At 71.9% G+C, this 23,693-nt stretch carries 21 protein-coding genes; 7 read left to right on the top strand and 14 right to left on the bottom strand.

All coding sequences use genetic code 11. The features are described from left to right. Window positions 1-57: 57 nt before the first annotated feature. From JKJ07_RS40580 to JKJ07_RS40565, 4 genes are all read right to left on the bottom strand, one after another. On the bottom strand, window positions 58-1,290 hold the full coding sequence (locus JKJ07_RS40580) for a type II secretion system F family protein (RefSeq protein ID WP_202997315.1): 1,233 nt from the start codon (window positions 1,288-1,290) through the stop codon (window positions 58-60). A 4-nt stretch (window positions 1,291-1,294) separates the two neighbouring features. Then, complete coding sequence (locus JKJ07_RS40575; protein ID WP_236030757.1) at window positions 1,295-2,431, bottom strand: type IV pilus twitching motility protein PilT; 1,137 nt, start codon at window positions 2,429-2,431, stop codon at window positions 1,295-1,297. Between the two features lie 119 nt (window positions 2,432-2,550). Then, on the bottom strand, window positions 2,551-4,218 hold the full coding sequence (locus JKJ07_RS40570; protein ID WP_202997314.1) for a GspE/PulE family protein: 1,668 nt from the start codon (window positions 4,216-4,218) through the stop codon (window positions 2,551-2,553). A 76-nt stretch (window positions 4,219-4,294) separates the two neighbouring features. Further along, window positions 4,295-5,290: a GlxA family transcriptional regulator gene (locus JKJ07_RS40565; RefSeq protein ID WP_202997313.1), complete on the bottom strand. Its 996-nt coding sequence runs from the start codon at window positions 5,288-5,290 to the stop codon at window positions 4,295-4,297. Between the two features lies 1 nt (window position 5,291). Here JKJ07_RS40565 and JKJ07_RS40560 point away from each other — a divergent pair, with 1 nt between their 5' ends. Then, the gene (locus JKJ07_RS40560) at window positions 5,292-6,626 is read left to right on the top strand and encodes an MFS transporter (protein WP_202997373.1); all 1,335 of its coding nucleotides are present in this window, start codon (window positions 5,292-5,294) and stop codon (window positions 6,624-6,626) included. On the opposite strand, the gene JKJ07_RS40555 is transcribed toward JKJ07_RS40560, so the two are convergent. Next, a complete protein-coding gene (locus JKJ07_RS40555) occupies window positions 6,623-6,937 on the bottom strand; it encodes an STAS domain-containing protein (protein ID WP_202997312.1) in 315 nt (104 codons plus the stop codon). The genes JKJ07_RS40560 and JKJ07_RS40555 overlap by 4 nt on opposite strands. Window positions 6,938-7,011: 74 nt before the next feature. Here JKJ07_RS40555 and fxsT point away from each other — a divergent pair, with 74 nt between their 5' ends. Further along, window positions 7,012-9,432 carry an FxSxx-COOH system tetratricopeptide repeat protein gene (fxsT, locus tag JKJ07_RS40550; RefSeq protein ID WP_202997311.1) on the top strand — a complete coding sequence of 807 codons (2,421 nt, stop codon included), beginning with the start codon at window positions 7,012-7,014 and terminating at the stop codon, window positions 9,430-9,432. On the opposite strand, the gene JKJ07_RS40545 is transcribed toward fxsT, so the two are convergent. Continuing rightward, window positions 9,418-11,085 (bottom strand): putative bifunctional diguanylate cyclase/phosphodiesterase, encoded by a 1,668-nt coding sequence (locus tag JKJ07_RS40545; RefSeq protein ID WP_307834655.1) that lies wholly within the window; start codon window positions 11,083-11,085, stop codon window positions 9,418-9,420. The genes fxsT and JKJ07_RS40545 overlap by 15 nt on opposite strands. Window positions 11,086-11,157: 72 nt before the next feature. Between JKJ07_RS40545 and JKJ07_RS40540 the strand changes: the two genes are divergently transcribed. Next, window positions 11,158-11,799 (top strand): YbaB/EbfC family nucleoid-associated protein, encoded by a 642-nt coding sequence (locus JKJ07_RS40540; protein WP_307834654.1) that lies wholly within the window; start codon window positions 11,158-11,160, stop codon window positions 11,797-11,799. Beyond that, on the top strand, window positions 11,780-12,178 hold the full coding sequence (locus tag JKJ07_RS40535) for a hypothetical protein (RefSeq protein WP_307834653.1): 399 nt from the start codon (window positions 11,780-11,782) through the stop codon (window positions 12,176-12,178). Before JKJ07_RS40540 ends, JKJ07_RS40535 begins: the two co-directional genes overlap by 20 nt. Before the next feature lie 17 nt (window positions 12,179-12,195). Here the strand turns inward: JKJ07_RS40535 and JKJ07_RS40530 are convergent, their stop codons facing one another. Further along, complete coding sequence (locus JKJ07_RS40530; RefSeq protein ID WP_202997308.1) at window positions 12,196-12,480, bottom strand: DUF427 domain-containing protein; 285 nt, start codon at window positions 12,478-12,480, stop codon at window positions 12,196-12,198. Between the two features lie 155 nt (window positions 12,481-12,635). On the opposite strand from JKJ07_RS40530, the gene JKJ07_RS40525 reads away from it, so the two are divergent. Genes JKJ07_RS40525 through JKJ07_RS40515 form a run of 3 tightly spaced genes read left to right on the top strand, consistent with a single transcriptional unit; the run spans window position 12,636 to window position 15,663 of the window. Then, window positions 12,636-13,208 (top strand): hypothetical protein, encoded by a 573-nt coding sequence (locus JKJ07_RS40525; RefSeq protein WP_202997307.1) that lies wholly within the window; start codon window positions 12,636-12,638, stop codon window positions 13,206-13,208. Continuing rightward, window positions 13,205-14,248 carry a hypothetical protein gene (locus JKJ07_RS40520; RefSeq protein ID WP_202997306.1) on the top strand — a complete coding sequence of 348 codons (1,044 nt, stop codon included), beginning with the start codon at window positions 13,205-13,207 and terminating at the stop codon, window positions 14,246-14,248. The genes JKJ07_RS40525 and JKJ07_RS40520 overlap by 4 nt, the downstream gene beginning before the upstream one ends. Continuing rightward, entirely contained in the window at window positions 14,245-15,663 is a 1,419-nt protein-coding gene (locus JKJ07_RS40515) for a hypothetical protein (protein ID WP_202997305.1), read from the top strand. Before JKJ07_RS40520 ends, JKJ07_RS40515 begins: the two co-directional genes overlap by 4 nt. Here the strand turns inward: JKJ07_RS40515 and JKJ07_RS40510 are convergent. From JKJ07_RS40510 to JKJ07_RS40480, 7 genes are all read right to left on the bottom strand, one after another. Next, window positions 15,635-15,967, bottom strand: a complete 333-nt coding sequence (locus tag JKJ07_RS40510; RefSeq protein ID WP_202997304.1) for a nucleoside triphosphate pyrophosphohydrolase family protein — start codon at window positions 15,965-15,967, stop codon at window positions 15,635-15,637. The two genes, JKJ07_RS40515 and JKJ07_RS40510, sit on opposite strands and share 29 nt — an antisense overlap. After that, window positions 15,954-16,727, bottom strand: coding sequence for a hypothetical protein (locus JKJ07_RS40505; RefSeq protein WP_202997303.1), 774 nt, complete (start codon window positions 16,725-16,727; stop codon window positions 15,954-15,956). The genes JKJ07_RS40510 and JKJ07_RS40505 overlap by 14 nt, the downstream gene beginning before the upstream one ends. Window positions 16,728-17,774: 1,047 nt before the next feature. Next, window positions 17,775-19,523: a SpoIIE family protein phosphatase gene (locus JKJ07_RS40500; protein WP_236030693.1), complete on the bottom strand. Its 1,749-nt coding sequence runs from the start codon at window positions 19,521-19,523 to the stop codon at window positions 17,775-17,777. A gap of 139 nt (window positions 19,524-19,662) precedes the next feature. After that, complete coding sequence (locus tag JKJ07_RS40495; protein ID WP_202997302.1) at window positions 19,663-20,337, bottom strand: activator of HSP90 ATPase; 675 nt, start codon at window positions 20,335-20,337, stop codon at window positions 19,663-19,665. 77 nt (window positions 20,338-20,414) lie between these two features. Next, entirely contained in the window at window positions 20,415-21,272 is an 858-nt protein-coding gene (locus tag JKJ07_RS40490; protein ID WP_202997301.1) for a bifunctional DNA primase/polymerase, read from the bottom strand. 22 nt (window positions 21,273-21,294) lie between these two features. Then, window positions 21,295-22,332: a beta family protein gene (locus tag JKJ07_RS40485; RefSeq protein WP_202997300.1), complete on the bottom strand. Its 1,038-nt coding sequence runs from the start codon at window positions 22,330-22,332 to the stop codon at window positions 21,295-21,297. Between the two features lie 16 nt (window positions 22,333-22,348). Continuing rightward, window positions 22,349-23,671, bottom strand: coding sequence for an AAA family ATPase (locus JKJ07_RS40480; protein ID WP_202997299.1), 1,323 nt, complete (start codon window positions 23,669-23,671; stop codon window positions 22,349-22,351). Between the last annotated feature and the right edge of the window lie 22 nt (window positions 23,672-23,693).

Genomic DNA, 23,693 nt, shown 5'->3' with positions numbered 1-23,693 from the left:
GTTGATTCCGGGCGGGGGGCCCGTTCGGCCGGCGGGAGTCCGGCCTGGTCCAGGGCGTCAGTTGCTCTGGATGTTCTGATAAATGGTGAACATCGGTAGGTACAGACAGATCACCATTCCGCCGACCACGGCACCCATGACGAGCACCATGATCGGTTCGATCGAGGCAGTCAGCGACTCGGCGGCGCTGTCGACTTCCCTGTCATAGAAATCGGCAACCTTGTCCAGCATCTGACTGATTTGGCCGCTTTCTTCGCCGACTTCGATCATCTGCGTGACCATGGTCGGAAAGATCGGGTGGTGCCGCAGGGCCGAGGACATGGTCTGGCCGTCACGCACGGCGGCCTGCACGTCCTTCATGGCCATGTTGATGACCTCGTTGCCGGTGGTCTCGCCGACCACGGTCAGCGCCTGCATCACCGGCACGCCCACGTTGAGCAGCAGACCCAGGTTGCGCGAGAAGCGGCTCATGGCGAGCTTGCGGAACAGCGAGCCGAAGACCGGCATGCGTACCTTGATCTTGTCGACCTTGAGCCGGAACTCCTCGCTGGAGCGCTGCCGCCGCTTGTAGAAGACGGACGCACCGATGCCGGCGCCTAGGACCAACGGCCCGATCCAGTACATGTTGTGGCTCGCGTCGACCAGGAACTGGGTGATCGCGGGGAGCTCGCCGCCGAGGTTTTTGAACATGCCCTCGAAGATGGGCACGATGAAGATGAGGACCGCGGCGATCAGCACGAAGGTGAACGACAGCACGATCGCCGGGTAGGTCATCGCGCTCTTGATCTTGCCGCGGAGCTCGGTGTCCTTCTCCAGGCTGTCCGCGATCTGCTCGAGCGCGCGGTCGATCATACCGCCGGTCTCGCCGGCCCGGACCATGGCGATCATCAGGCGCGGGAAGATGCGGTCGTGCTTGGCCATCGAGCCGGAGAGCGAGGCGCCGCCGGCCACATCCGTCCGCAGATCGCCCAGCGCGCGCTTGAGCGGCGGCGAGGTGCTCTGCTCCTCGAGGATCGACAGCGACCGCAGCAGCGACATGCCGGAGGCGGTCATGGTGGCGAACTGGCGGGCGAAGACGGCGAGATCCTTGAGCTTGACCCGGTTGCCCAGCCCCGGAATCTTGATCTCCATGTCGAGACCCTTGCCGGTCTCGACCAGCTCCAGCGGGGTCTCGCCGCGCTGCTTGAGCAGATGCGTGGCCGCGGTCTCGTTGGGCGCCTCGACGGTGCCCTTGGCCCGATGACCGGCGCTGTCGATGCTGCTGTAACGAAAGACCTTGGTGGCCGGCATCAGGTCACATCCGTCCCACGAGTCGCTTGAGCTCTTCCTGCGAGTGGCAGATCTCGAGGGCCGCCTGCAGCGTCACAACCTGCTCGCGCACCTTCTCGGCCAGGTGCTGGTCGAACGCGAGCATGCCGTCGCCCGCGCCCGCCTGCATGAACGACGGGATCTGGTGCGACTTGCCCTCGCGGATCAGGCTGCGGATGGCCGGCGTGGCCGTGAGGATCTCGCAGATCACGGCCCGGCCCTTGTTGTCCGCGCGCGGCGCCAGGGCCTGGGTGATCACGCCCTGCAGCGAGGCGGCCAGCTGGGCCCGGATCTGCAGCTGCTGGTGCGGCGGGAAGATGTCGATGACGCGGTCGATCGTCTGGGTGGCGCTCTGCGTGTGCAGCGTCGCCAGCACCAGGTGGCCGGTCTCGGCGGCGGTCAGCGCGGTCGCCGTGGTCTCCAGGTCGCGCAGCTCGCCGACCAGGATGATGTCGGGGTCCTGCCGCAGCGCGTGCTTGAGCGCGCTGGCGAAGTCCTCGGTGTCGGTGCCGACCTCGCGCTGGTTGACCACGCTGCGCTTGTGCGGGTGGAGGAACTCGATCGGGTCCTCGATCGTGATGATGTGGTCGGCCCGGCTGCGGTTGGCCAGGTCGAGGATCGAGGCCAGGGTCGTGGTCTTGCCGGAACCGGTCGGGCCGGTCACCAGCACCAGGCCGCGGGGCAGGTGGGCGAAGCGGGCCACCGAGTCGGGCATGCCGAGCTCGTCCAGCGGCTTGATCTCGTGGGGGATGGCCCGGAAGACCGCGCCGCACGAGTTGCGCTGGACGTAGAGGTTGCCGCGGAACCGGGAGACGCCGACGATGCTGTGCGCGAAGTCGAGCTCCTGGGTGTCCTGGAACGTCTGCCACTGCTCACCGGAGACGGCCGCCCGGGCCAGCAGCGCGGTGTCGGCCGAGTTGAGGTTGCCGTAGCCCGGGATGGGCCGCAGGCCGCCGTTGACCCGGATCATCGGCGGCGTGCCGACGGTCAGGTGCAGGTCGGAGCCCTTCGCCTCGACCAGGGTGACGAGCATCTGGTTGAGCACGGCCAGGTCGCCCGCGGCGGGAGCGGCCGGCGGGGCCGCGGTCGCCTGCTGGGGGACCATCTGGTCGGTCTGATACATCGTCACCGGCAATCTGCTCGTCGGTTATGGATCGCCTTTTAAATTCGGCACCGGCGCGACCCTGTTTAGGGCCTCTTCCCGCGTTTTCGAGCGGTCTTTTCCCGTACGCAGTAACGTCGCTAGATCGCGACGCGCGAGACCTCGCGTACGGAGGTCAGCCCGCCCGACGCCTTGGCCAGCCCGTCCGCCCGCAGGTCGTACATGCCCTGGTAGACCGCCACCTCGCGGATCTCGCCGGCCGAGGCCCGCCGGATGGTCAGCGCCTCGATCTCGGGCGAGATCGGCATCACCTCGTGCAGCGCGATCCGGCCCCGATAACCCGTGTTGGCGCAGTTGCGGCAGCCCACCGGCCGATAGAGCGCCTCGGGCACGGCCAGGTCCTCGAACGGCCAGCGCGCGCCGACCAGCTCCTCCTCGGTGGGCACGTACGCCTCCTTGCACCAGTCGCAGAGGCGCCGGGACAGCCGCTGGGCCAGCACGCAGTCGAGCGACGAGCCGACGAGGAACGGCTCGATGCCCATCTCGGTGAGCCGGGTGACCGCGCCCGGGGCGTCGTTCGTGTGCAGCGTGGAGAGCACGAGGTGACCGGTCAGCGACGCCTCGACGGCGATCTGCGCGGTGTTGCCGTCGCGGATCTCACCGATCAGCACGACGTCGGGGTCGGAGCGCAGGATGGCCGGCAGCACCGCCGCGAACGTCAGGCCGGCCTTCGCGTTGACCTGCACCTGGTTGACGCCGCGAAGCCGATACTCGACCGGGTCCTCGACGGTGATCACGTTGACCTCGGGCTTGCTGATCTTGCCCAGGGTGGCGTAGAGGGTGGTCGATTTGCCGGAGCCGGTCGGGCCGGTCACCAGCAGCATGCCGTGCGGCTTGCTGAACGACGCCGAGAAGCGGTCGAGGTTGTGCTGGGAAAACCCGAGCTTGTTCACGTCGAGGTCGATGCCGCCGGTGTCGAGCACGCGGAGCACCAGCTTCTCGCCCCACACCGTGGGCAGCGTTGCGGTGCGCAGGTCGACCGTGCGGTCGCGGATGAGCGCGGTGATGCGGCCGTTCTGCGGCACCCGCTTCTCGGTGATGTCGACACCCGACATGATCTTGATGCGGGACGTGAGGGCGGCCATGACGCCCTTCGGCACCAGGTCGACCTCGTGCAGCACGCCGTCGATGCGGTAGCGCACCCGCATGTCGTCCTCGGTCGGCTCGAGGTGCAGGTCGGAGGCGCGGTTCATGACGGCCTGCTCGATCAGGTTGTTGACGTAGCGCACGATCGGCGCGTCGTCGGCGCTATTGGCCTGGGCGGCCATCCCGCTCTGGGCCTCGGCCTCGGCGTCGACCATCTCGCCGAGGTCGCTCGACTCGCGCTGGAGCTTCTCGATGATCCGGCGGACCTCGCTGCGGGCGACCACCACCGGCCGTACGGTCATGCCGGTGGCGGCCCGCACGTCGTCGAGCGCGACCACGTCGCCGGGGTCGGTGACGCCGACGACGATCTCGCCGTCGGCCATCGAGATGCCGAGCACGCGGTGCCGCAGCACGACCGAGAGCGGGATCTTCTTGAGCGCGGCCGGGTCGGGCGTGAAGCTGACCAGGTCGACCGTGTTGATGCCGAACGCGAGGGCGGCCGCCTGGGTCAGCTGCTCCTCGGTGACGACCTGATCGTTGATCAGGACCGCGCGCACGGACCGGCCGCTGCGCTGCGCTTCCCCCGCGGCCGCGTCGACGGCTTGCGGATCGATCCCGATCTGCTTGAGCGCGTCCAGCAGCGGGCGGAAGGTCTGGTCCATGACATCCTTGGTCTAGGCAAACCAGTGCTTACCTATGCCTATCGGGTGTCTGGGGCGAAATCTGAGATTCGAGAGGTTATGACGTGGCCGACACGGGCTGCCGGAAGGTCCGCCGATACGCCGTCGGCGCCACCCCGATGGCCGCCTGCAGGTGCTGCCGCAGCGCCGTCGCGCTGCCCAGGCCCGAGCGCCGGGCCACCGTCTCCACCCCCAGATCGGTCGACTCGAGCAGGACCTGAGCGTGGGCGATGCGCTGCCGCAGAATCCACTGCCGCGGGCTCGTGCCGGTCTCCTCGCGGAAGCGCCGGGTGAAGGTGCGCACGCTCATCCGGGCGTGTTCGGCCATCTCCTCCAGGCCCACCGGCTCGGCCAGCCGGTCGAGCGCCCAGGCCCGGGTGGGCGCGGTGCCGGTGCCGTCGGAGTGCGGGACCGGGCGCTCGATGAACTGCGCCTGCCCGCCGTCGCGCCAGGGCGGCAGCACGCAGCGCCGGGCCGCGCGGTTGGCCACCTCGGCCCCGTGATCGTTGCGCACGATGTGCAGGCAGAGGTCGGCCCCGGCGCCCACCCCGGCCGAGGTGAGCACGTCGCCGTCATCGACGAAGAGCACGTCGAGGTTCCACTTGACCTGCGGATAGAGCCGGCCGATGCGGGCGCCCCAGAGCCAGTGGGTGGCGGCCGGGCGACCGTCGAGCAGGCCCGCCGCGGCCAGCACGGAGGCGCCCGTGCAGATCGAGACGATGCGCGCCCCGCGAGCCGCCGCCTTGCGCAGAGCTTCCCGTACGTCGTCCCGCAGCGTCCCGTCGGTCACGGTGCTCCCGGCGTCCACTCCCGGCACGACCACCGTGTCGGCCTGCTCGAGGGCGCTCAGGTCGTGATCGGGGACGATCGTGAACCCGGCCGTGCTGCGTACCGGGCCGGTGCCGCAGACCAGAATGCGGTAGAGCTTCGTCTTGTCGGCGCGCCGGGCCGCGTTGAACACCTGCGTGGCCGTGCCGAGGTCGAACGCCACCACGCCCTCCAGCGGCAGGACGGCGATCGTGTGCTGATCGGACATGGCCCGATTCTTGCGCATGATGGCCTCCCGGCCACTCGTCTTACCGGCCCGTGATTCGCAGAATCTGTACGTGACCAAGTTCCGCATCCATCCCGCCTGGCTCGTGGCCGTCGTGGCGTTCGTCGCGCTGGTCGGCGCGGCCGGGTTCCGGGCCACCCCGTCCGTCATGATCCGGCCGCTGCACGACGAGTTCGGCTGGTCGCTCGGCACGATCTCGGCCGCCGTCTCGGTCAACCTGCTGCTCTACGGCCTGACCGCGCCGTTCGCGGCGGCCCTGATGGAGCGGTTCGGCATCCGCCGGGTCATCATGGCCGCCCTGCTGCTCGTGGCGGCGGGCTCCGGCCTGACCGTGTTCATGCAGTCGAGCTGGCAGCTGATCCTGCTCTGGGGCGTGCTCGTCGGCCTGGGCACCGGCTCGATGGCCCTGGGCTTCGTGGCCACGATCACCGGCCGCTGGTTCGTCAAGCACCGCGGCCTGGTCACCGGCGTGCTGACCGCGGGCGGCGCGGCCGGCAACCTGGTCTTCCTGCCGGTGCTGGCCACGCTCACGCAGAACTCGGGCTGGCGGACCGCGGCGCTGACCGTCACCGGCGCCGCCCTGCTCGTCGTCCCGCTGGTCTGGTGGCGGCTGCGCGACCACCCGGCCGAGCTGGGGCTGGGCGCGTACGGCGGCGAATACTCCGAGCCGAAGCCGATCGCGCCCGCCGGGGCCGCCCGCACCGCGCTGCGGGCCCTGCGCGACGCCGCCCGGACCCGCCCGTTCTGGCTGCTGGCGGGCGGGTTCGCGATCTGCGGGGCGACCACCAACGGGCTGGTCGGCACGCACTTCATCCCGGCCGCGCACGACCACGGCATGGCCGAGACCACCGCCGCCTCGCTGCTGGCGCTGGTCGGCGTGTTCGACATCGTGGGCACGATCGCCTCGGGCTGGCTGACCGACCGGGTCGACAGCCGGATCCTGCTCGGCGCCTACTACTTCCTGCGCGGGCTCTCGCTGCTGATCCTGCCGTCGCTGTTCGCCGCGGCCGCGCACCCCAGCATGCTGGTGTTCATCCTCTTCTACGGCCTCGACTGGGTGGCCACCGTGCCGCCCACGGTCACGCTGTGCCGGGAGTACTTCGGCGAGCAAGGCGCGGTCGTCTTCGGCTGGGTCTTCGCCTCGCACCAGATCGGCGCGGCGGCCGCCGCCACCGCGGCCGGGCTGGTCCGCGATCAGCTGGGGGCGTACACGTGGGCCTGGTACGGCGCCGGGGCCCTGGCCGTCCTGGCCAGCCTGCTGAGCCTGATGCTCTTCGCGGGCAAGCGGCTCCGGCCGATCGCGCCCGGCATCGGACTGGCCGCCGCCAAGGCCTAGGACAGCTCGACGACCTCGAGCAGGCCGCTCAGCACCAGGATCTGCTTGACCGGGGGCGTCGCGCCGGTCAGCCGGAACCGGATGCCGGCGTCACGGGCGCGCTGGAACCCGAAGATCAGCGCGCCCAGGCCGGTGGAGTCGATGAAGACCAGGCCGGCCAGGTCGACCACGATCTCGCGGGGACGGGTGGCCAGCGCGTCGGACAGCGCGGAGCGCACCTGGTCGACGGTGAGCACGTCGACCTCGCCCCGCAGCGCGACGGTCGCGGTCTCGCCGTTGTTGTTCAGGCTCGTCACGAACTCGTCGGGCAAGGCCGTCCTTCTTCCACTGTGGCGATGGTTCCACGTACGGTAATCGGCATCATCAAACACGTGAGGAGCGTGGCGTGCCGGTCCTGGGCGGTCTGCCGCCGCGCAACACTCGATTCGTCGGGCGGGAAGACCTGCTCGCCCAGCTCCGTGACCGGCTGAGCACCGGCCCGGTCGTGCTGCTGCCCGGCGAGGAGCACCCGCTCGGCGGCACGGGACGTACCCAGCTGGCGGCCGAATACGCGTACCGCTATGCGGAGACCTACGAGCTGGTCTGGTGGATCCCGGCCGAGCAGGCCGCGGGCACCCGGGCCGCGCTGATCGGGCTGGCCCACCGGCTCGGGCTGCCGGAGTCGGGCGACATCAACCGCACCCTCTCGGCCGTGCGCGACACGCTGAGCCGCGGCGAGCCGTTCCGCAACTGGCTGGTCGTCTTCGAGGACGCCAACCGCCCCGAGGACATCAAGCAGTATCTGCCCAGCGGGGCCGGCCACGTGCTGGTGACCAGCCGCAACCCGCGCTGGTCGGCGGAGGTGGCCCAGGCCGTGCCGGTCGGCGTCTTCGACCGCGCCGACAGCGTCGACCTGCTGCGCCGCCGCGCCCCCGAGCTGACCGTGGACGACGCCGGTCGCCTGGCCGAGCGGCTGGGCGACGTGCCGATGGCCCTCGAGCTGGCCGCCGCCGTCCGGGCCGCCACCGGGCGCACGATCGACGACTACCTGGCCCGCTACGACACGCGCGCCGCCGAGCTCGCCTTCCCCACCCCCGTACGGGTGGCTTGGGGGTTGGCCGCCGACGAGCTCAAGGAGGTCTCGCCGGCCGCGTTCGAGCTGCTGGAGCTGTGTGCCTTCCTGAGCAGTGCGCCGGTCTCGTGGCGACTGCTCTGGGGTGCGCGCACGCTGCCGCTGCCACCCGAGCTGGCCGGCACAGTGCGCGTCGAACGGCGGCTCAAGGCGGCGCTGCGCCTGATCGGCCGGTACGGGCTGGCCGAGCTCGACCCGCCCGGCGAGCACCTGCTCGTGCACCCGCTGGTGCGCGGCATGCTGGGCCAGGAGCTCAGCTCGGAGCGGCACGCCGCCCTGATGGGCACGGTCCGGGCCACCCTGGCCGCGGCCGACCCCGGCGACCCGGACGACCCGGCAACCCGCTCGCGCTACGCCGAGCTGACCCCGCATCTGATCCACTCCGATGTGCTGGGCGCGGGCGCCGAGGAGATCCGCCAGCTGGTCATCAACTGCGTGCGCTATCACTTCGCCCGCGGCGACTACGACTCCAGCCGCGACCTGGCCGGGGCGGCCGTCACCCGCTGGCGCGAGCTGCTCGGCGAGACCGACCCGCAGACCCTGCTGGCCTCGTTCCACCTGGGCAACGCGCTGCGGGCGGTCGGCCGCACGGGCGAGGCCCGGGCGCTCAACGCGCAGACCCTGCGGGCCCAGCGCGAGGCGCTCGGCGGCGACGACGAGACGACCCTGGCCACGGCCAACAGCGTGGGCGCCGACCTGCGCATCCGCGGGCACTTCGGCCAGGCCCGGCAGCTCGACGCCGACAACCTGGTGCGCTATCGCCGGTTGTTCGGCGAGAGCTTCCCGACCGCGCTGCGCTGCGCCAACAACCTCGCCGCGGACCTGCGCCTGCTCGGCGACTTCCGGGGCGCCCGCACCCTCGACGAGCAGACCCTGCGGCACCGCCAGGCGATCTTCGCCGACGGGCATCCGGAGATCCTGTCGTCGCGGGCCGAGCTGGCCTTCGACCTGTTCGGACTGGGCGACTACGCGGCCGCGGCCGAGCTGGCCGTCGTGCGGCCGGGCACGGTCGGCGAGGACCACCCGTTCGCGCTGTGGGCGGCCCGGTTCGCCGCGATGGCGACCCGGCGCCGAGGGCAGCCCTCCGCGGTGCCGCTGGCCGAGTCGGTGGTCGAGCTGACCCGGCGCCGCCTCGGCGACCTGCACGTCGAGACGCTGGCCGCGGTCGTCTCGCTGGCCAACGCCGTACGGGAGGCCGAGGATTTCGACCGGGCTCATGAGCTGCTCGAACGCGCGGTGATCCGCTATCACTCGGTGCTCGGCGACGACCACCCGTTCACGCTGGCCGCCTCGGCCGCGCTGGCCGGCGTGGTGCGGGCGACCGGTCGGTTCGCCGAGGCCCGGCACATCGACGAGGAGGCGCTGAGCGGCCTGCGGCGCAGCGTCGGCCCCGACCACCCGTTCACGATGAGCTGCGCCAACGGCTACGCGAGCGACCTGTTCGGCTTGGGCGAGCGGCAGGAGGGGCAGCAGCTGGCCGGCGACACGTGGCAGCGGTCCCGCCTGATCCGCGGCCCCGAGCACCCCGACACGCTGGCCTGCGCCTGGAACGCGGTGCTGGCCGGCGGCGACGACGAGGCCCGCCATCAGGTGGCGGCGGCGCTCACGAAGGCGTACGGGGAAGGACACCCCGTGCTGGCGCGAGTGGCCCTGGGCGATCGGCTCGAGACCGATCTGGACCTACCGCCGCTGTAGCACGATCGTGGTCTGGCGGCTGAGCAGACCGGTCAGTTCGGCCGCGGGCATCGGCTTGGCGAAGTGATAGCCCTGGGCCTGGGTGCAGGCGAGCTCGCGCAGCATGGCCGCCTGCGCCTCGTCCTCGACACCCTCGGCGACCGGCGACAGGTTGAACGTGCGGGCGATGTGCAGCACCGCCTCGGCCACCGAGCCGTTCGCGGTCGACTCCTGCATGGCCTGCACGAACGACTTGTCGATCTTCACCACGTCGACCGGCAGCGCGCCCAGGTGGCTCAGCGATGAGAAGCCGGTGCCGAAGTCGTCGAGCGCGATCCGGACGCCCAGGCTCTTGAGCGAGTCGAGCACGCGGGCCGACTCGGTCAGGTCGGTCAGCGCGGCCGACTCGGTCAGCTCGAGCACGAGCAGGTCGGCCGGCATGCCGGTGTCGGTCAGCACCGTACGGATCTCGTCGGTCAGCTCGGGGCTGGCCAGCTGGGTGGCCGACAGGTTGACGTTGAGCTTGAAGCCGGGGTGCTCGCGCTGCCACTGGACCGCCTGCACGCACGCCTCGCGCAGCACCCACAGGCCGAGGTTGTGCATGAGGCCGAGCGACTCGGTCAGGTCGATGAAGTCGCCCGGGGCGAGCAGGCCGCGGATCGGGTGCCGCCAGCGCACCAGCGCCTCGACCCCCACCGTGTGCTCGCCGTCGAGGTCGACGATCGGCTGGTAGTGCACCTCGAACTGGCATTCGGCGAGCGCCCGGCGCAGGTCGCTCTCGTCCCGGCGGCGCTGGGCGACCTCGGCGAAGCGGGCCGGGTCGAACCGGCGCACGACACCCTTGCCGTCGTCCTTGGCGTGATACAGCGCCTCGTCGGCCTCGCGCAGCAGCGAGTCCACATCGCGCTCGGCGCCGCGGGCGATCGAGATGCCGGCGCTGGCCCGCGCGGTCAGCACGAGATCGTCGACGGCGACCGGCTGCTGCAGGTCGCGCAGGATCCGGGTGGCCACCGTGTCGGCGGTCTGGTCGTCGGCCAGGCGGGGCAGCAGCACCACGAACTCGTCGCCGCCGAGCCGGGAGACCGTGTCGTTGGCCCGCACGTTCGCGTTCAGCCGCTCGGCCGTGATTTTCAGCAGCTCGTCGCCGGCCGCGTGCCCGTACGTGTCGTTGATGCCCTTGAAGCCGTCGAGGTCGAACAGGATCACCGCGGTCGAGGTCTCGTCGGCGTCGTCGAGCGCGTCCTTGGCGTGATCCATGAACATCGCGCGGTTGCCGAGCCCGGTCAGGGGGTCGCGGAAGGCCTGCCGGGCCAGGATCGCGCGCTGCCGGGTGAGGTCGCGCATCAGGCCCTCGTTGGTGTGCGAGCCGAGGAACTGGCGGACGAGGATGATGCCGGTGACGATCAGGATCAGCCAGATCAGCTCGGGGCCGGTGTCGCCCAGCTGGGTGCGCACACCCGCCATCACCACGGCCGCGGAGACCGGGGCGTACTGCGCGAGCGGCCAGCGCTCGGTCGCCTTGGCCACGGCCGCGCCGATCGCCACGACCACGGCGATCCCCAGCGACCAGGCCCACAGGCCGGCGTCCTGCCGCTCGAGGGGCTCGATCAGCATGGGCCAGGCGAGCGCCATGAGCGACGCGAAGATCATGGCGATGTCGACGCCGCGTCGCACACGGTCCAGAGTCTTGCCGTAACGCCCCATGAAGCACCTCCGACGCGTTTGATCGGTCAGTGCTTGGTGCACATGAGGGGAACAGCGCATTCATTCGTGTTCGGGTGGCGGGCGGGGCGGTCGGATGGTTTTGCGGGACGGGGTATGTGTTGCGTCACGGTTACGGTGGTCGTCAGGTCGGGTGACCGGCCCAGTGGGGGCGACGGGGTGTCCGGCGGGCCCGGCGCCGACCGTGATCTCATAGAGCGCCGACAGCACAAAATTCCGGCAACGGAGGACGAAGTAGTGCCGAGTGGAAATCTCGAAGATCGACTCGCGTCGTTGAGCGCGTCCGCGACCGACGAGGACGGCGTGGTCACGGTGACCGTCGGCCGCGGCGGGGTGGTGACCGGCCTGCGGCTCGACGACAGCGTGCAGCGGCTGAGCGGGTCGACGCTCTCGACCGAGATCCTGCGGACCATGCGCCGGGCCCAGGCCGCGCTGGCCGAGCAGGTCGCGGGCGTCGTCGACCCGGCCACCGAGGACGGGAAGGCCCTGCTCGACAGCTACACCGAGCTGAGCCTCAGCGAGTTCAGTCTGAATGATGTGGACGAGCCGCCGTCGCCGGTCATGCCGGCCGCGCCGCCGTTCCCGTCGTTCCAGAACACGCCGACCCTGCCGCACCAGGCGCCCGGCAACGGGTTCGAGAGCGGACGTGACAGCCGTGCCCGGTGACCTGCCCTCACTCCCGCGCCGCGGGCCCGCCCCCGCGGTCGACCGCATGTCGAACGCCGAGCTGGCCCGCATGGTCGAGGCCGAGCATCCGTACCGGGGGAAGGCGCTCTTCGAGCTGTCCGACCGGATAGCCATCGACAACGACGCGGCGACCAAGGTGGCGATGCTGACCCGGCTGACCTCGCTGCGGCGGGCGCGGCTGTTCGACCGGGTCTCGCTGGCCTGGTCGGGGATCATCGCGCTGCTGGCGGCCGAGACGGAGCACTCGCGCGAGGTCGCCTACGAGGCGTTCGGGGCGCTCGACGTCGAGGAGCAGCGCGACATGCTGGACTATCTCGAGGTGACCACGATCGAGGAGGCCCACCCGCGGATCGCGTGACGGGCCCCCGCCGGCGGTCAGTCCTCGGTGCGGACGTCCTTCCAGAAGGCGACGCGATCGCGCACCACCCCGGCGTCCGGCTTCGGCTCGGGATAGAACCAGACGGCGTCGGTGGTGGTGTGTCCGTTCGAGGTCAGCGTGTAATACGAGGCCTTGCCCTTCCAGGGGCAGATCGTGTGGGTGTCGGAGGGGGCCAGCACGTCCTCCCGCAGCGACTCGCGCGGGAAGTAGAGCCTTCCCTCGACAACCACGGTGTCGTCGCTCTCGGCGATCACTTCGTCGTTCCAGATGGCCTTCGGCATAGTCCGAACGTAGCGCGCGAAAAGCCGGTCGTCCGATATGCGAGGGTTAATCGCTATCGGGAGTGAAAGTTGCGACTCGTCCCCACATTGCCGACGCGATGTAAGAAGATCTAGAGTCAACCGCAACCCTCCGACCCCCCAGGGAGAGCGGCCCGGTGAACGGTCTGAGCACCCTACCCACCACCGCTGAGCAGGCAAGGCACGCTTTGCTGCTGCTCGGCGCGCCCGCCCCGCCCCGCTTGGTGGCCGACGTGCACGCCGCCTTGTTCGACGGTGACCTCTCGGTGCCGGCGCTGGCGGGCCTGCTGCGCGACCGGTCGAGCGGCCTCTGCGCGGCGTTGGATCAAGACCTTTCCCCCGTACGCGGGCTGATCGCGCTCGGTGACTGGGCGCTCGAACGCCGGATCGTCACCCCGGCCGTCCGCCGCGCCGACGCGCTGGCCATGGTGATCCGGGTGGCCGGGTTCGTGGCGATGCGGCCCGGCGCCGGTCTGGCCGCCCATCGGCTGCTGCGCTCGCTGGCCGAGACCGTGCCGCACGGGGTCGAGGCGGCCGACCTGGCCGAGGCCGCCGCGGCTGCGCTCGCCGCGCCGGAACTGGTCGGCGCGCTCGCCGCCGAGGAGCCGGTGCGCGCCGCCGCGGTCGCGCGGGCCTCGGCGCTTCCGCTCGCCCAACAGCTCTACGGCCTGCCGCAGGTGCCCCACCAGCGCGGCTCCGGCCCCGCATGAACAGGATCGATCGGCTGCGGGGCACGGCGGCGGGCAAGCGGCACAACGCCCGTACGGTGGCCGCGCTGACCGGCAACCCCGGGTGCACGCGCCGGGCCGTGCTGGACGCCGCGGGCGTCGACAAGGTCAAGCTGGCCGAGCGGATCGGGTTCCCGGGCAGCTTCGGGCAGTCCCGGTTCGCGCTGGCCCGCGGCAACGCGTTCGAGGCGATGCTCAAGGCGGACGACTGCGCGCTGCTGAGGTCGACCCTCGGGGCGTACGTGGGAAGTTATGAAGATCTTGGAGTCGACGAGGACGGGACGCTGGCGGCGCGCCACGCTCGCACCCGGGCGCTGCTGCGGGGCGCGGCGGAGGGGCTGATCGACCACCCGTTGCTGACGCTCGACGTGGCCGGGCAGACGGTGTTCCTCGAACCCGACCTGATCACCCACCGGACCGGCGCGCAACTGCAGGTCGTCGAGATCAAGTCGTTCGCGATCATCGACGGGCAGGCCGACGGCACCGCGGTCTCGGCCGCCGCCGTGCAGGCCGCCGTCTATGTGCTGGCCCTCCGTCAACTGCTCGGGGACGACGCGGTCAGCCATGAGGTCGTGCTCGTCTGCCCCGAGAATTTCTCGCTGCAGCCCGTGGCAGTCGTGCTCGACGTGCGCAAACAGCTGTCGACCCTGCGGCGGCAGCTGTCGCGGCTCGCCTCCGTTGCCGATCTTGTGGAGGCGCTGCCCTCGTCGCTCTCCTTCGACGTCGAGCTGCCCGCTCCCGACCTGGTGTCCGCGCTGTCCTCGGTCGATGCCCGATATGCGCCGGAGTGCCTTTCTTCCTGCGAACTTTCGGTATATTGCCGCCACGAGTCGGACGGTGACACCGCCGCTCTGGGCCGCCCGGTCCGGGACGCGCTGGGCGGGGTCGAGACGATCGGCGAGGTGCTCGCGCTGGCCTCGGGGGTCGCGACGCCGACGCCCGAGCAGGCCGAGGCCGCGGCCCTGCTGCGCGCCGCCCGCAGGCTGCGGGACGAGGCCCTGTCTCGCCCGGCCGGCTCTTGAGTACCCTCGTCGCCCTGGCTCGGGCCGAGGCTTTTGCGGCCGGGCGGGCGCAGCGCATCGCCACCGTTCGCCACCTGCACATTCACGACCGGCCGCTGGTGCTGATCCCGCTGGCGATGGCGGGCGAGGCCAACGCGCCGCTGGCCGTGCTGCTCGGCACCGACGCCGCGGCGCCGCGACTGCTCGTGGTGAGCCAGCCCCGCAACCGGGACGAGCGGTTCACCTTCACCGCCGAGCTGGCCGCCGCCGTCGTGCCCTACCTGGCGTCGTTCGGGGCGGGCGGCACCGAGGCCGTGCCCGTCGACCGGGGCCGCGACGTGCGCTACCGCTACGTCGACGCGCCGCAGGTGTGGGTGCCCAACCCCGGCGGCGCCGACTTCCTGCGGTTGCTCGGCCGGTCCACCCGCTTCCGCCGTACGGACGGCGACCACCCTGTACCGCCCGCGGTGCCGCTGCTGGGACAGTGGCTGACGTTCCTCGCCGCGTCGGCCGAGGTGCCGGGCTCGGCGTTGCTGCCTAATGCCGTACAGGCGCTGGGGTTGCACTGGGCCACCGGGCAGAGCGCGGCCGAGGACGCGCACCTCGGATCGCTCTTCGCCTGGATCACGTCGGGCGCCGAGGCCGCGCGGGCCGCCGAGCAGGGCCCCGTCGCCGGGCCGGCCACCGACCCCGAGTTCGACAACAAGGTGCTGGCACCGCTGATCGCCGAGTCGTCACCCGCCCTGGTGGACGCGCTGCGTGACCTGCTCATGCCGACCTGGAACCGCATGTGGGAGTCGATCGCCCTGCTCCGCACCCTGCCGGAGGGCGCGCGGGTGCAGTCGCGGTGGGACAGCGACCGCGACGTGTATTCGGCCTTCGTCACCCACCTCGAGGAGGACGGCACCCCGCAGCCCCGGCGCGACGGCGCGGTGGCCGCGGCCGCCCGGCTGCAAAGGCTGGAGAACGCGGCGGCCCGCTACGCCGTGCAACGGGCCTTCGACGACCCCCTGGTCATGGCCGAACACCGGCTCAGCGGGGCGGCTTTTGGCGGGGTGGTGACGCTGGCCAAGGCCGACCGCATCGACGACAGCGGCAAACGACCGGTGCTGCGCCCCCGCATCATGGTCGCGACGACCGAGCCCGTACGGGTGGAGGCCGGCGCCGCCCTCACCTCACCGGCACGCCCGTCCCAGAAAGCCAAGGTCATCTCGGTGACCCCGACCGCCGGTGGCTCCGACGTGCTGCTCGAGCTCTCGGGCGGGATGGGCCGCAAACTGGTCGCCGAGCCCGGCAGCGTCCCCGCGGTCGGCGAACACCTGCTGCTGACCACGCTGAGCGAGGCCTACCGCCCCGGCGCGGCCTTCCCCGACCCGGCCGACACCCCCTGGACCCACGGCGGCCCGCCTACGGCTCCTGCTTCTCTTTCTGACTGAGGTGCTCCTCGATCTCGGCTGTCATCCGCGCGAACTCGGCCGGCAGGTCGACGTCGTAGCGCTGGGCCAGCACCAGCACCGACCACAGACAGTCGGCCAGCTCGTGCCCCAGCCATTTCCGCGCCTCCGGGATGTCACGCCGCCCCTCGACGGCCATGACCAGCTTGGCCAGGTCACCGACATCCCCGACGAACCCCATCATGAAGTCGCTCGGACTCCACTCACCCCGCCCCGCCGCCACGTTGTGCCGGTCGTAGAGCGCAGCCGTCTCGAGGGCGCGTGCCCGCAGCTCAGAAAGCTCCATTGAGTTCATCCGTCCACAGCTCGGAACTGACATCGTTGCCCCACAGAATGCCCTGCCCCCGCCCCGCGGCGATGGTGGCGACCGTACGGACGAACGACAGGCTCAGGGCCGCCCAGTCACGGTTGCGATCCTGCTCGGCCATTGCCGCGAACGTCGGCTCGTAGCGGGGCAGGTCGAGGCGGTCCAGCCGCTCGGCCAGCTCACGGGTCTCGGGAACGGTCAGCCACCCGAGAATGCCCGAGCTGATCTCCCATTGAAAGCCGACCACCAGCCCGCGGCTGCCCAGAGCGGTCAGCAGCCCGTCGGTCACCGGCCGGTAGAAATCAGGCGCCACCGTACGCCCCACGAACTGCGACGACCCCAGGCAGCGCGTCGACACCAGGGCCTCGTGCAGCGCGTTGAACGTCTGCGAACCGGCCCCGAAGAAACACCCGTCCCCGTGCGGGCATGGCATGAGGGTGCGGTGCATCAATTTCGCGGGCGGCTCACCGAGATAGCGCAGGTCGTCCCCGAGCCAGTCGGCATGGCCCGCCAAATCGAAGGGCCGTTCTTGCAGCTCCTCAACCATGCGCGGCCACTGCACGTCAAAGCCCCACTGATCCATGGGCCGGGCGGCGCGGAAGAGGTCTTCGAGCCAGGCCGGGGTGGGGTCGCCGCGCAGGATGCCGGTCAGGACGGGGACTATCTCTTGGCGGTAGCGCTCGTAGTCGAACACGAAAACCTCGGCATCCGCCCCCACAGCCACCCCGTCAGTCGCCACTCACCGTGTCTTGCGGGCTCGTGCTGTGGGCCCGTTGTCACTAGATCGGCCCCCTGCGGACCCCCCGCCACATGGGCCCGCCCTCCACCGGGGGTCCCCCGCCACCAGCCATTTTATCGAGATTGGGCGATCTTCGGGACCGCATTTGGGCCGCGTTGTGGATAACTCTCGATTGTGGATAACTTGCCGTCGGTCAGCGCGGGGATCACCAGGGGAAAGCCGGGATGGTTGGTGCGGTCGGGCCGGCGTCCTGCTCGGAACTTGGCATAGCGCGGCCGGGTTGGGAGTTGGCATTGCGCGGCCAGATTTGGGGCGACTTCGGGCGCGGCGAGAGCGGTGGATGGCTCATGGCCGCGGAGACGCGGCCCGGCTTGGTCGCTGTTGGCGTTGCCGGGCTGGGGTAGCGGTGGCGCGGTCGGGCTGGGGTGACGGTGACGGTGGCGCGGTCGGGCGGGGCACGGCGGTGTGGCGGGGCTAGGTGACGGTCGCGCGGTCGGGCGGGGCTACGGCGGTATGGCGGGGCTAAATGACGGTGGCGCGGCTGGGCGGGGGCTAAGGCGGTGCGTCCGGGCTGGGGTAATCGTGGGGCGGCTGGGCGGGGGCTACGGCGGTGTGGCTGGGCGGGGGGCTAAGGCGGTGCGGCCGGGCTGGGGTAACGGTGGCGCGGCTGGGCGGGGGCTACGGCGGTGTGGCCGCGCGGGGGCTACGGCGATGCGGCCGGGCTGGGGGCAACGGCGATGCGGCTGGGCTGAGGTGTCAGTGGCGCGGTCGGGCTCCGGTAACGGCGGTGCGGCCGGGCTGGGGCGACGGCGGTGCGGCCGGGCTGGGTGGGGGCGAGTGCCGGTGGCGCGGCCTGGCGGCGGTAAAGCGGCCGAGTCGGGGCCTGGGGCGGTGGGTTTGTGGGGCGCGCTTTGAGGGCGGCTTCCCGGGATGGGGAGGAGGTCGCGTTGGGGTCGGGCCCGCCCGGAAGCGGCGTGCGGAGGGTGACCCTGCGATCAGCGTGGCGTTGCGGCGCGAGCGCGTCGGGGAACTCGTACGTTTTCTTCTTCAGTGCAAGCCGACGATGAGGAGTGCGATGTCGTCGGCTCGGCGGGGGGCCGATGCGATCAGGCGGTCGCACAGTTCGTCGGGTGGGAGGGCGGCGTTGCCGCGCAGGACGGTGCGGATGCGGGCGATGCCGTCGTCGATCAGGTGGGCCGGGTGTTCGACCAGGCCGTCGGTGTAGAGGAGCAGTGTGCTGCCTCGGGTTGCCCGGCGGTGGTGGGTGGTGCGCTGGTCGCGGGGGATCAGGCCGAGCAGGGGTTCGGGGGATTCCCACCAGATCTCGACCTCGCCGTCGGGGCGGAGCAGGACGGGTGGGGGGTGGCCGGCGTTCGCGAACGAGATCAGGTAGTCGTCGTCGGCGCGGCGCAGGCGGGCCAGGACGGCGGTGGCGGCGGCGGGCACGTGCAGGCCGTGCAGGGCGCGGTCGAGTTGGGCCAGCAGGGGGCCGGGGTCGTCGTCGCGGCCGTAGGCGTCGCCGCGGACCAGGTTGCGGACCTGGCCCATCGTCGCGGCGGCCTCGATGTCGTGGCCGGAGACGTCGCCGACGGTGAGGATCAGGCTGCCGTCGGGCTGGGCGAACGCGTCGTACCAGTCGCCGCCGACCGACGCGCCGTCCTGGGCCGGGAGGTAGCGGCCGTGCAGGTCGACATCGTCCATCTCGGGCAACTCGGGCAGCATGCTGTGCTGGAGGACCTCGGCGACGTGGCGCTGGCGGTCGAACACCCGCGTGTTGTCGACGGCCATGCCGGCGCGGCGGCCCACCTCGGCCGCCGTGGTCTCCTCGGCGTTGCCGAACGGGGGCCGGTCGGGGCCGTTGACCAGCAGCACCGCGCCCAGCACGCGATAGGTGACCGGCGAGGTGATCGGGACGACCAGGCAGGACGCGCAGCCCAGCCGGTCGGCCACCGCGGCGGTCAGGCGGTCGCGCAGCTGGGTGACGTCGGCCCGGCCCGTACGCTGCGCCGACCGCAGCAGCGCTTTCACGTCGAACGTGGCGGTGAGCCGGGCGAGGGTTTCCGCGTGGGCCTCGTCGCGGTGGGCGGCCGAGACGTGCCGGACCGTGCCGCCCTGGTCGGCCAGCGTGATCAGGCACCAGTCGGCCAGGCGGCCCGCGACCATGTCGCCCAGCCGTTGCAGGGCCTCGTCGATGTCCATCGTCGTGGCCAGCGCGTCGGTCAGCTCGCCCAGCAGCGTGAGCTGGTCGTGCGCGGACTCGGCGGCGCGCCGGGCCTCGTCGGCGATCTCGCGGGCGATGCGCAGCCGCAGCTCGGAGCTGCAGACCTCGCCGAGCTCGTTGAGCAGCACGATCTCGCTGGCGGTCCAGACCCGGGGCTCGCGGTCCATGACGGCCAGCGTGCCGAGCACCAGCCCGTCGGAGTCGGTCAGCGGCACCCCGGCGAACGCGATCGCGCCCAGCTCGCCGATCGCCAGGTTGTCACGCATGCGTGGATCGTCGCGCACGTCGGAGACCACGATCGTCTCGCCGGCGTCGACGACGTGGCGGCTGAACGAGTGGCTGAGGGCCATCTCGCGGCCGGCCGCGAGCGCCTCGGGCAGGCCGACCTGGCCGGGCAGGTGCTGACGGTCGGCGGCGACCACCGTGACCAGCGCGACCGGCGCGTCCACCAGCCGTTCGACGATGGTGGCGATGCGGTCGAACGCCGGGTCGGCCCGCGAGCCGAGCTTGAGCCGGGCCACCGAGCGCAGGCGCGCGGGATCGGCGAGAACGCTCCTAGGCGTCTCCGAAGCCAAGTCACCCCGCAGCAAAATCGCTCCCCGGCAGGTCAGAGGGGCCAAGGCTACCGGGCGGGGGCCGCCGTCATCGACCCTCGGGTGACCGCAAACGCACTCCGCGCCAATCCCGCCCGGCCCACCCCGGGCGGTGATCAGGCTAGGAGCCCGGCGCCGGGTCGGCGGCCGTGGTGATGTCGGCGCCCGCGGCCATGGGGGCCCAGCGCTTGGCCCACGTCTCGCGGGCCGCCTCGAAGGCGGCGTCGTCGGCGCCGAACGTCGAGACGGTCACCTCGAAGTGGGTCGCCGCGTGCTCGTCGAGCGGGACGCGGCCGGCGGCGACGACGAGGTGGCCGTCGCCGTCGACCGTCCAGGCCACCCGGGGCCCGAACCGCTGCCACTCGCCGGTCGCGAGCGTCAACGCCTGCCGGCCGGTCGTCTCGCCGGTCAGATAGAGCGTGCGGCGGCGGCCCGCCGGCCGCTCGTCGAGCAGGAAGCGCAGCTGGATCAGGAACGCCCGCCACCCCTCCTCGATCGCGTCGTAGTGTTCCGGGCCGCCTGGCATGTTGCCCTCGCGGGCCACCCGCACCCGCGCCGAGTCGTCGCCGCCGCTCACCTCCAGATAGGACCCGTCGGCCCAGCCCATCCGCTCCGGGGCCAGCAGGGTCGCCTCGTCGAGGAAGATCTGCTTGATCTCGGCCGACAGCCCGTCGTAATCCCACCCGAACCACTGGTGGAGGACGGCCGGCTGCGTGACGGACTCCCAGGTCTCGTCGCGCCCCGCCGCCACGGAGATCTCGACGTCGTAGGGCTTCAATCGCCGCGCCTGGGTCATGCCCCGGCCTCGGTCGCGCTGTTGTCACGTTTGTCGATCCACTCGGTCATGAACCCATCTTTGGGGCAAGAGTGCTTTTACGCCACGTGCCGGGGTGCACCAGTCGCGGCCGCGTCGAACGGGGCGTGGCGCCCGGCCGTCAACCCCGAGCGCAGCGTGCCGCGGATCTCGGCCCGGCCCAGCCCGGCGAAGCGCGCCGCCGCCTCGAGTTCGCGCACTGTCTCGGTCAGGTCGAGCAGGCCGGCCCCGATGAACCGGCCCAGCGCGAACGCCGCCCGGTTCAATGTGTCGTTGCGGCTGCCCACGGGGGCGCGGGCGACCCGGTCGGCCTCGGCGGCGAGGGCTGCCCGCGCATACCTCGTCGGATGCGCGATCGGGCCGTTGTCTCGCAGCGGGGGCGGGCCCTCGATCAGCGCGCGCAGGGCCGCGGGCCCCTCGGGCAGCGGCCGGCTCGGCCGATGCACCCAGCGATAGTCCGCGCCGGAGGCGTGGCGCGACGGCGGGGCCACCACATAGCCCCCGACGCCCCGCCAATCGAGCCCGGGCAGCAGGCGCACCCGATTGCCGAAGCCCATCGGGGTGAACCAGAAATGCCAGCCGCCGCCACCGGTGCGCACGCGGGGACCCACGGGGAAGTCGCCGCCGAGCAGATGGCACAGGCCGTGCCAGCCCTCGGCCGAGTCGACATCGGCGACATCCATCGTGACGCCCGTGCGCAGCCCCACATTGGCCCCGGGCCAGCGGGACCACCACACCTCGAGCAGGCGGGGGTCGGTGGTCGCCTCGTTGAGGCCGTGTCGCAGGTGGGGATGCTTGCCGGGTCGCTCGCACGAGACTCCTCTGTCGCAGGTGCAGCCGCCGCGTGGGTCAGGCGCGTGCACCGGCAGGACAGGGATGCCATGCCGGGCGTAGGCCAATGCGGCTGTCAGCGACATTAGAACAAGCGTACGACAGTTTTCACTCGAGCTTGAGGGTTTGCAGCACCTGCGCGATGTGGTGTGAGGTGCTCCACGACATCCAGCCGGCCGGGCTGCCGCCGCCGGGGGCGATGCGGGCCCGCCGGGCGATCTCGGCGTCGCCCCACGAGAAGCGGGCCCCGGCCGTCGGCCAGTGCGACGAGGTGACCAGCGTGCGGCACAGGTCGTGACAGCGGTCGTCGCTGCGGCCGCCGCGCCGCGACCAGCGATAGATCCACCAGTGGTGCTCGCCGGTGTAGCGCAGGGTCGGCAGCTGGCGGTGCCGCTGGACGCCCCGGCGGCGCACGGGGGAGGTGACGCCGTAATCCGCGTAGCCGATGCCGGGCTCGCCTATCCGCGCCCACACCCGCGCGTCGTGCCGGTCGATCGTGACCGGGCGGTCGGTGGGCAGGTCGTCGAGGTTGGGCGGCATCGCGCCGGAGGCCACGCTGATCGAGCGCCACGGCCGGCTCCGGGCCCAGCGCAGGATCCGGTGGAGCTGCTCCTGAAAGCGGGCCGCATGCGTCACGCAGGGCGTCTCGGCCAGATCGATCAGCAGGTCGACCTCTTCCACCTCGAGCCCCGAGGCGTTCAGCAGCCGCTCGGCCAGCATGTCGGCCTGTGCCGGGTTGGCCGCGTCGACATGCGGTTGCAGGCGCAGCACGGCCCGGCGCAGGTGCATGCGGGCGGCCAGGCCGTGGGCGGCCAGCCGGCGGCGGCTCTCGTGCGCGCGGAGCACCGGCAGCATGGCCACGCCCAGGTCGGCGAGCTGCTCGGCCAGGTCGAGCGAGGGCGCGACGAGACGGTCGACCGGGTCGGGCAGCTCGCCGAAATCAACTGCCAAGGCCCCCGTACGCGGGGGGAGCTCGCGGATCAGCGGGAGGATGCCCGGACCGTGGTCGAGCTCCAGGATCGGCAGGACCCGTACGGCCTCGGTGGCCGACAGATGCGTCAGGGCCGCCAGCTCGCCGCGGCGGGGCCGCAGGATCGGCCGATAGACACTGTCCGGCCTGGACGCCGCTGTCGTGAAGACCGCCATTAACTCAAAGTAGCGGCTAGTGTCGTGTAAGTGACACTCCCTTGTGTAAATAGGCGAGGATAGCCTGATTTGCCTCCCAGCCGTCGGGGAACTTGACGGGCACGTTGAGGTGGACGGGCTCGGTCGACGGATGGGCGTCGAGCAGCTCAGCGATGCCCTCGCGGGCCACCACCACACAGGCGTGCCGGTGCCGCGAGGTCAGCACGCAGAGGCGGCCGGATTCGAGGTGGAAGGCGGTCGCGTCCTGCCGGCCCGAGAGCGGGTGCAGCACGATCGTCAGGTCGTACTCCCGGCCCTGCAGCCTGTTCGCCGTGTCGACCGTGACGCCCTTGGCCTCGGGCGGGAGCAGTGACCGGATGGTGGCCGCCTGATCGCGGTGGGCGGCGCCGATGGCGATGCCGCCGGGCGTGAGCGGGCCGGCCCCCGACTCCGAGGTGGCCACGCCCTCGCGGGCCAGGGCCCTGGCCGCGAGCTCGGCGCAGGCGGCCGCGGCCTCGGCGTCGGTGCGGATCGTGAAGCGGGCGGGCAGCTCGTGCAGGCCCCAGCCGGTCGCGGCGGCGGCGTCGAGCACGTCGTCGAGCCGATCCCGCGACGGGCGGCCGAAGACCAGGTGGCGATCGCCGGGGCCGGTGCCCGAGCGGAAGCCGGTGAACGGATAGAAGGCCTCGGCCACGACGGGGGCGGCCGTGTGGGGCAGCCGCCACGAGACGGGCAGGCGGTGCACGGGCAGATCGGGATTGTGCCGCAGCAGGACGGCGACGGCGCTCTGCATCGGATCCCACGACAGGCCCGTCCAGCGTTCGACGTCGACTGTCGAGAACGGGTCGAGCTGGCCCGGATCGCCCACGAAGAGCGCCCGGACGAAGCGCGGCGCGACGCGGAGCAGGGCGTCGGAGCGCATCTGATACGCCTCGTCGACGATCGCCCACGGCCACGAGCCCTCGGAGACGGTGGCCCATTTCGCGGCCGTGCCGATAGTGACCGCGGGCGTGCCGAGCTCGGCCACCTTGGCCCCGACGCGGCAATTCGGATGGTTGCGAACGCGCTCGCTCGCCTCGTAGTCGACGGCCGAGAGCCGGCCGACGGCGACCTCGGGCGAGCGGGCCCCGAGCCGGGCTATCAGATCGTCGACCTGCTCGTTGGTCTGGGCCACGATCATCAACGGCTCGCCCGCCGCCGCCAGCTCGCCGGCGGCCCGCACGACCAGCGTCGACTTGCCCGCGCCGGGCGGCGAGTCGACCACCACACCCCGATGATCGCCCTCGCGCAGATCGCGCAGGACGGCCTCGACGACGAGCCCCGCCTCGGCGGCCGGGGACAGCACCTGTTCCGCATTCACCGGGGCACCGTAGCGCGGTCCA

This window comes from Paractinoplanes lichenicola (assembly GCF_016785085.1).
Lineage (GTDB): Bacteria > Actinomycetota > Actinomycetes > Mycobacteriales > Micromonosporaceae > Actinoplanes > Actinoplanes lichenicola.
This window is presented reverse-complemented; position numbering and strand designations above follow the sequence as displayed.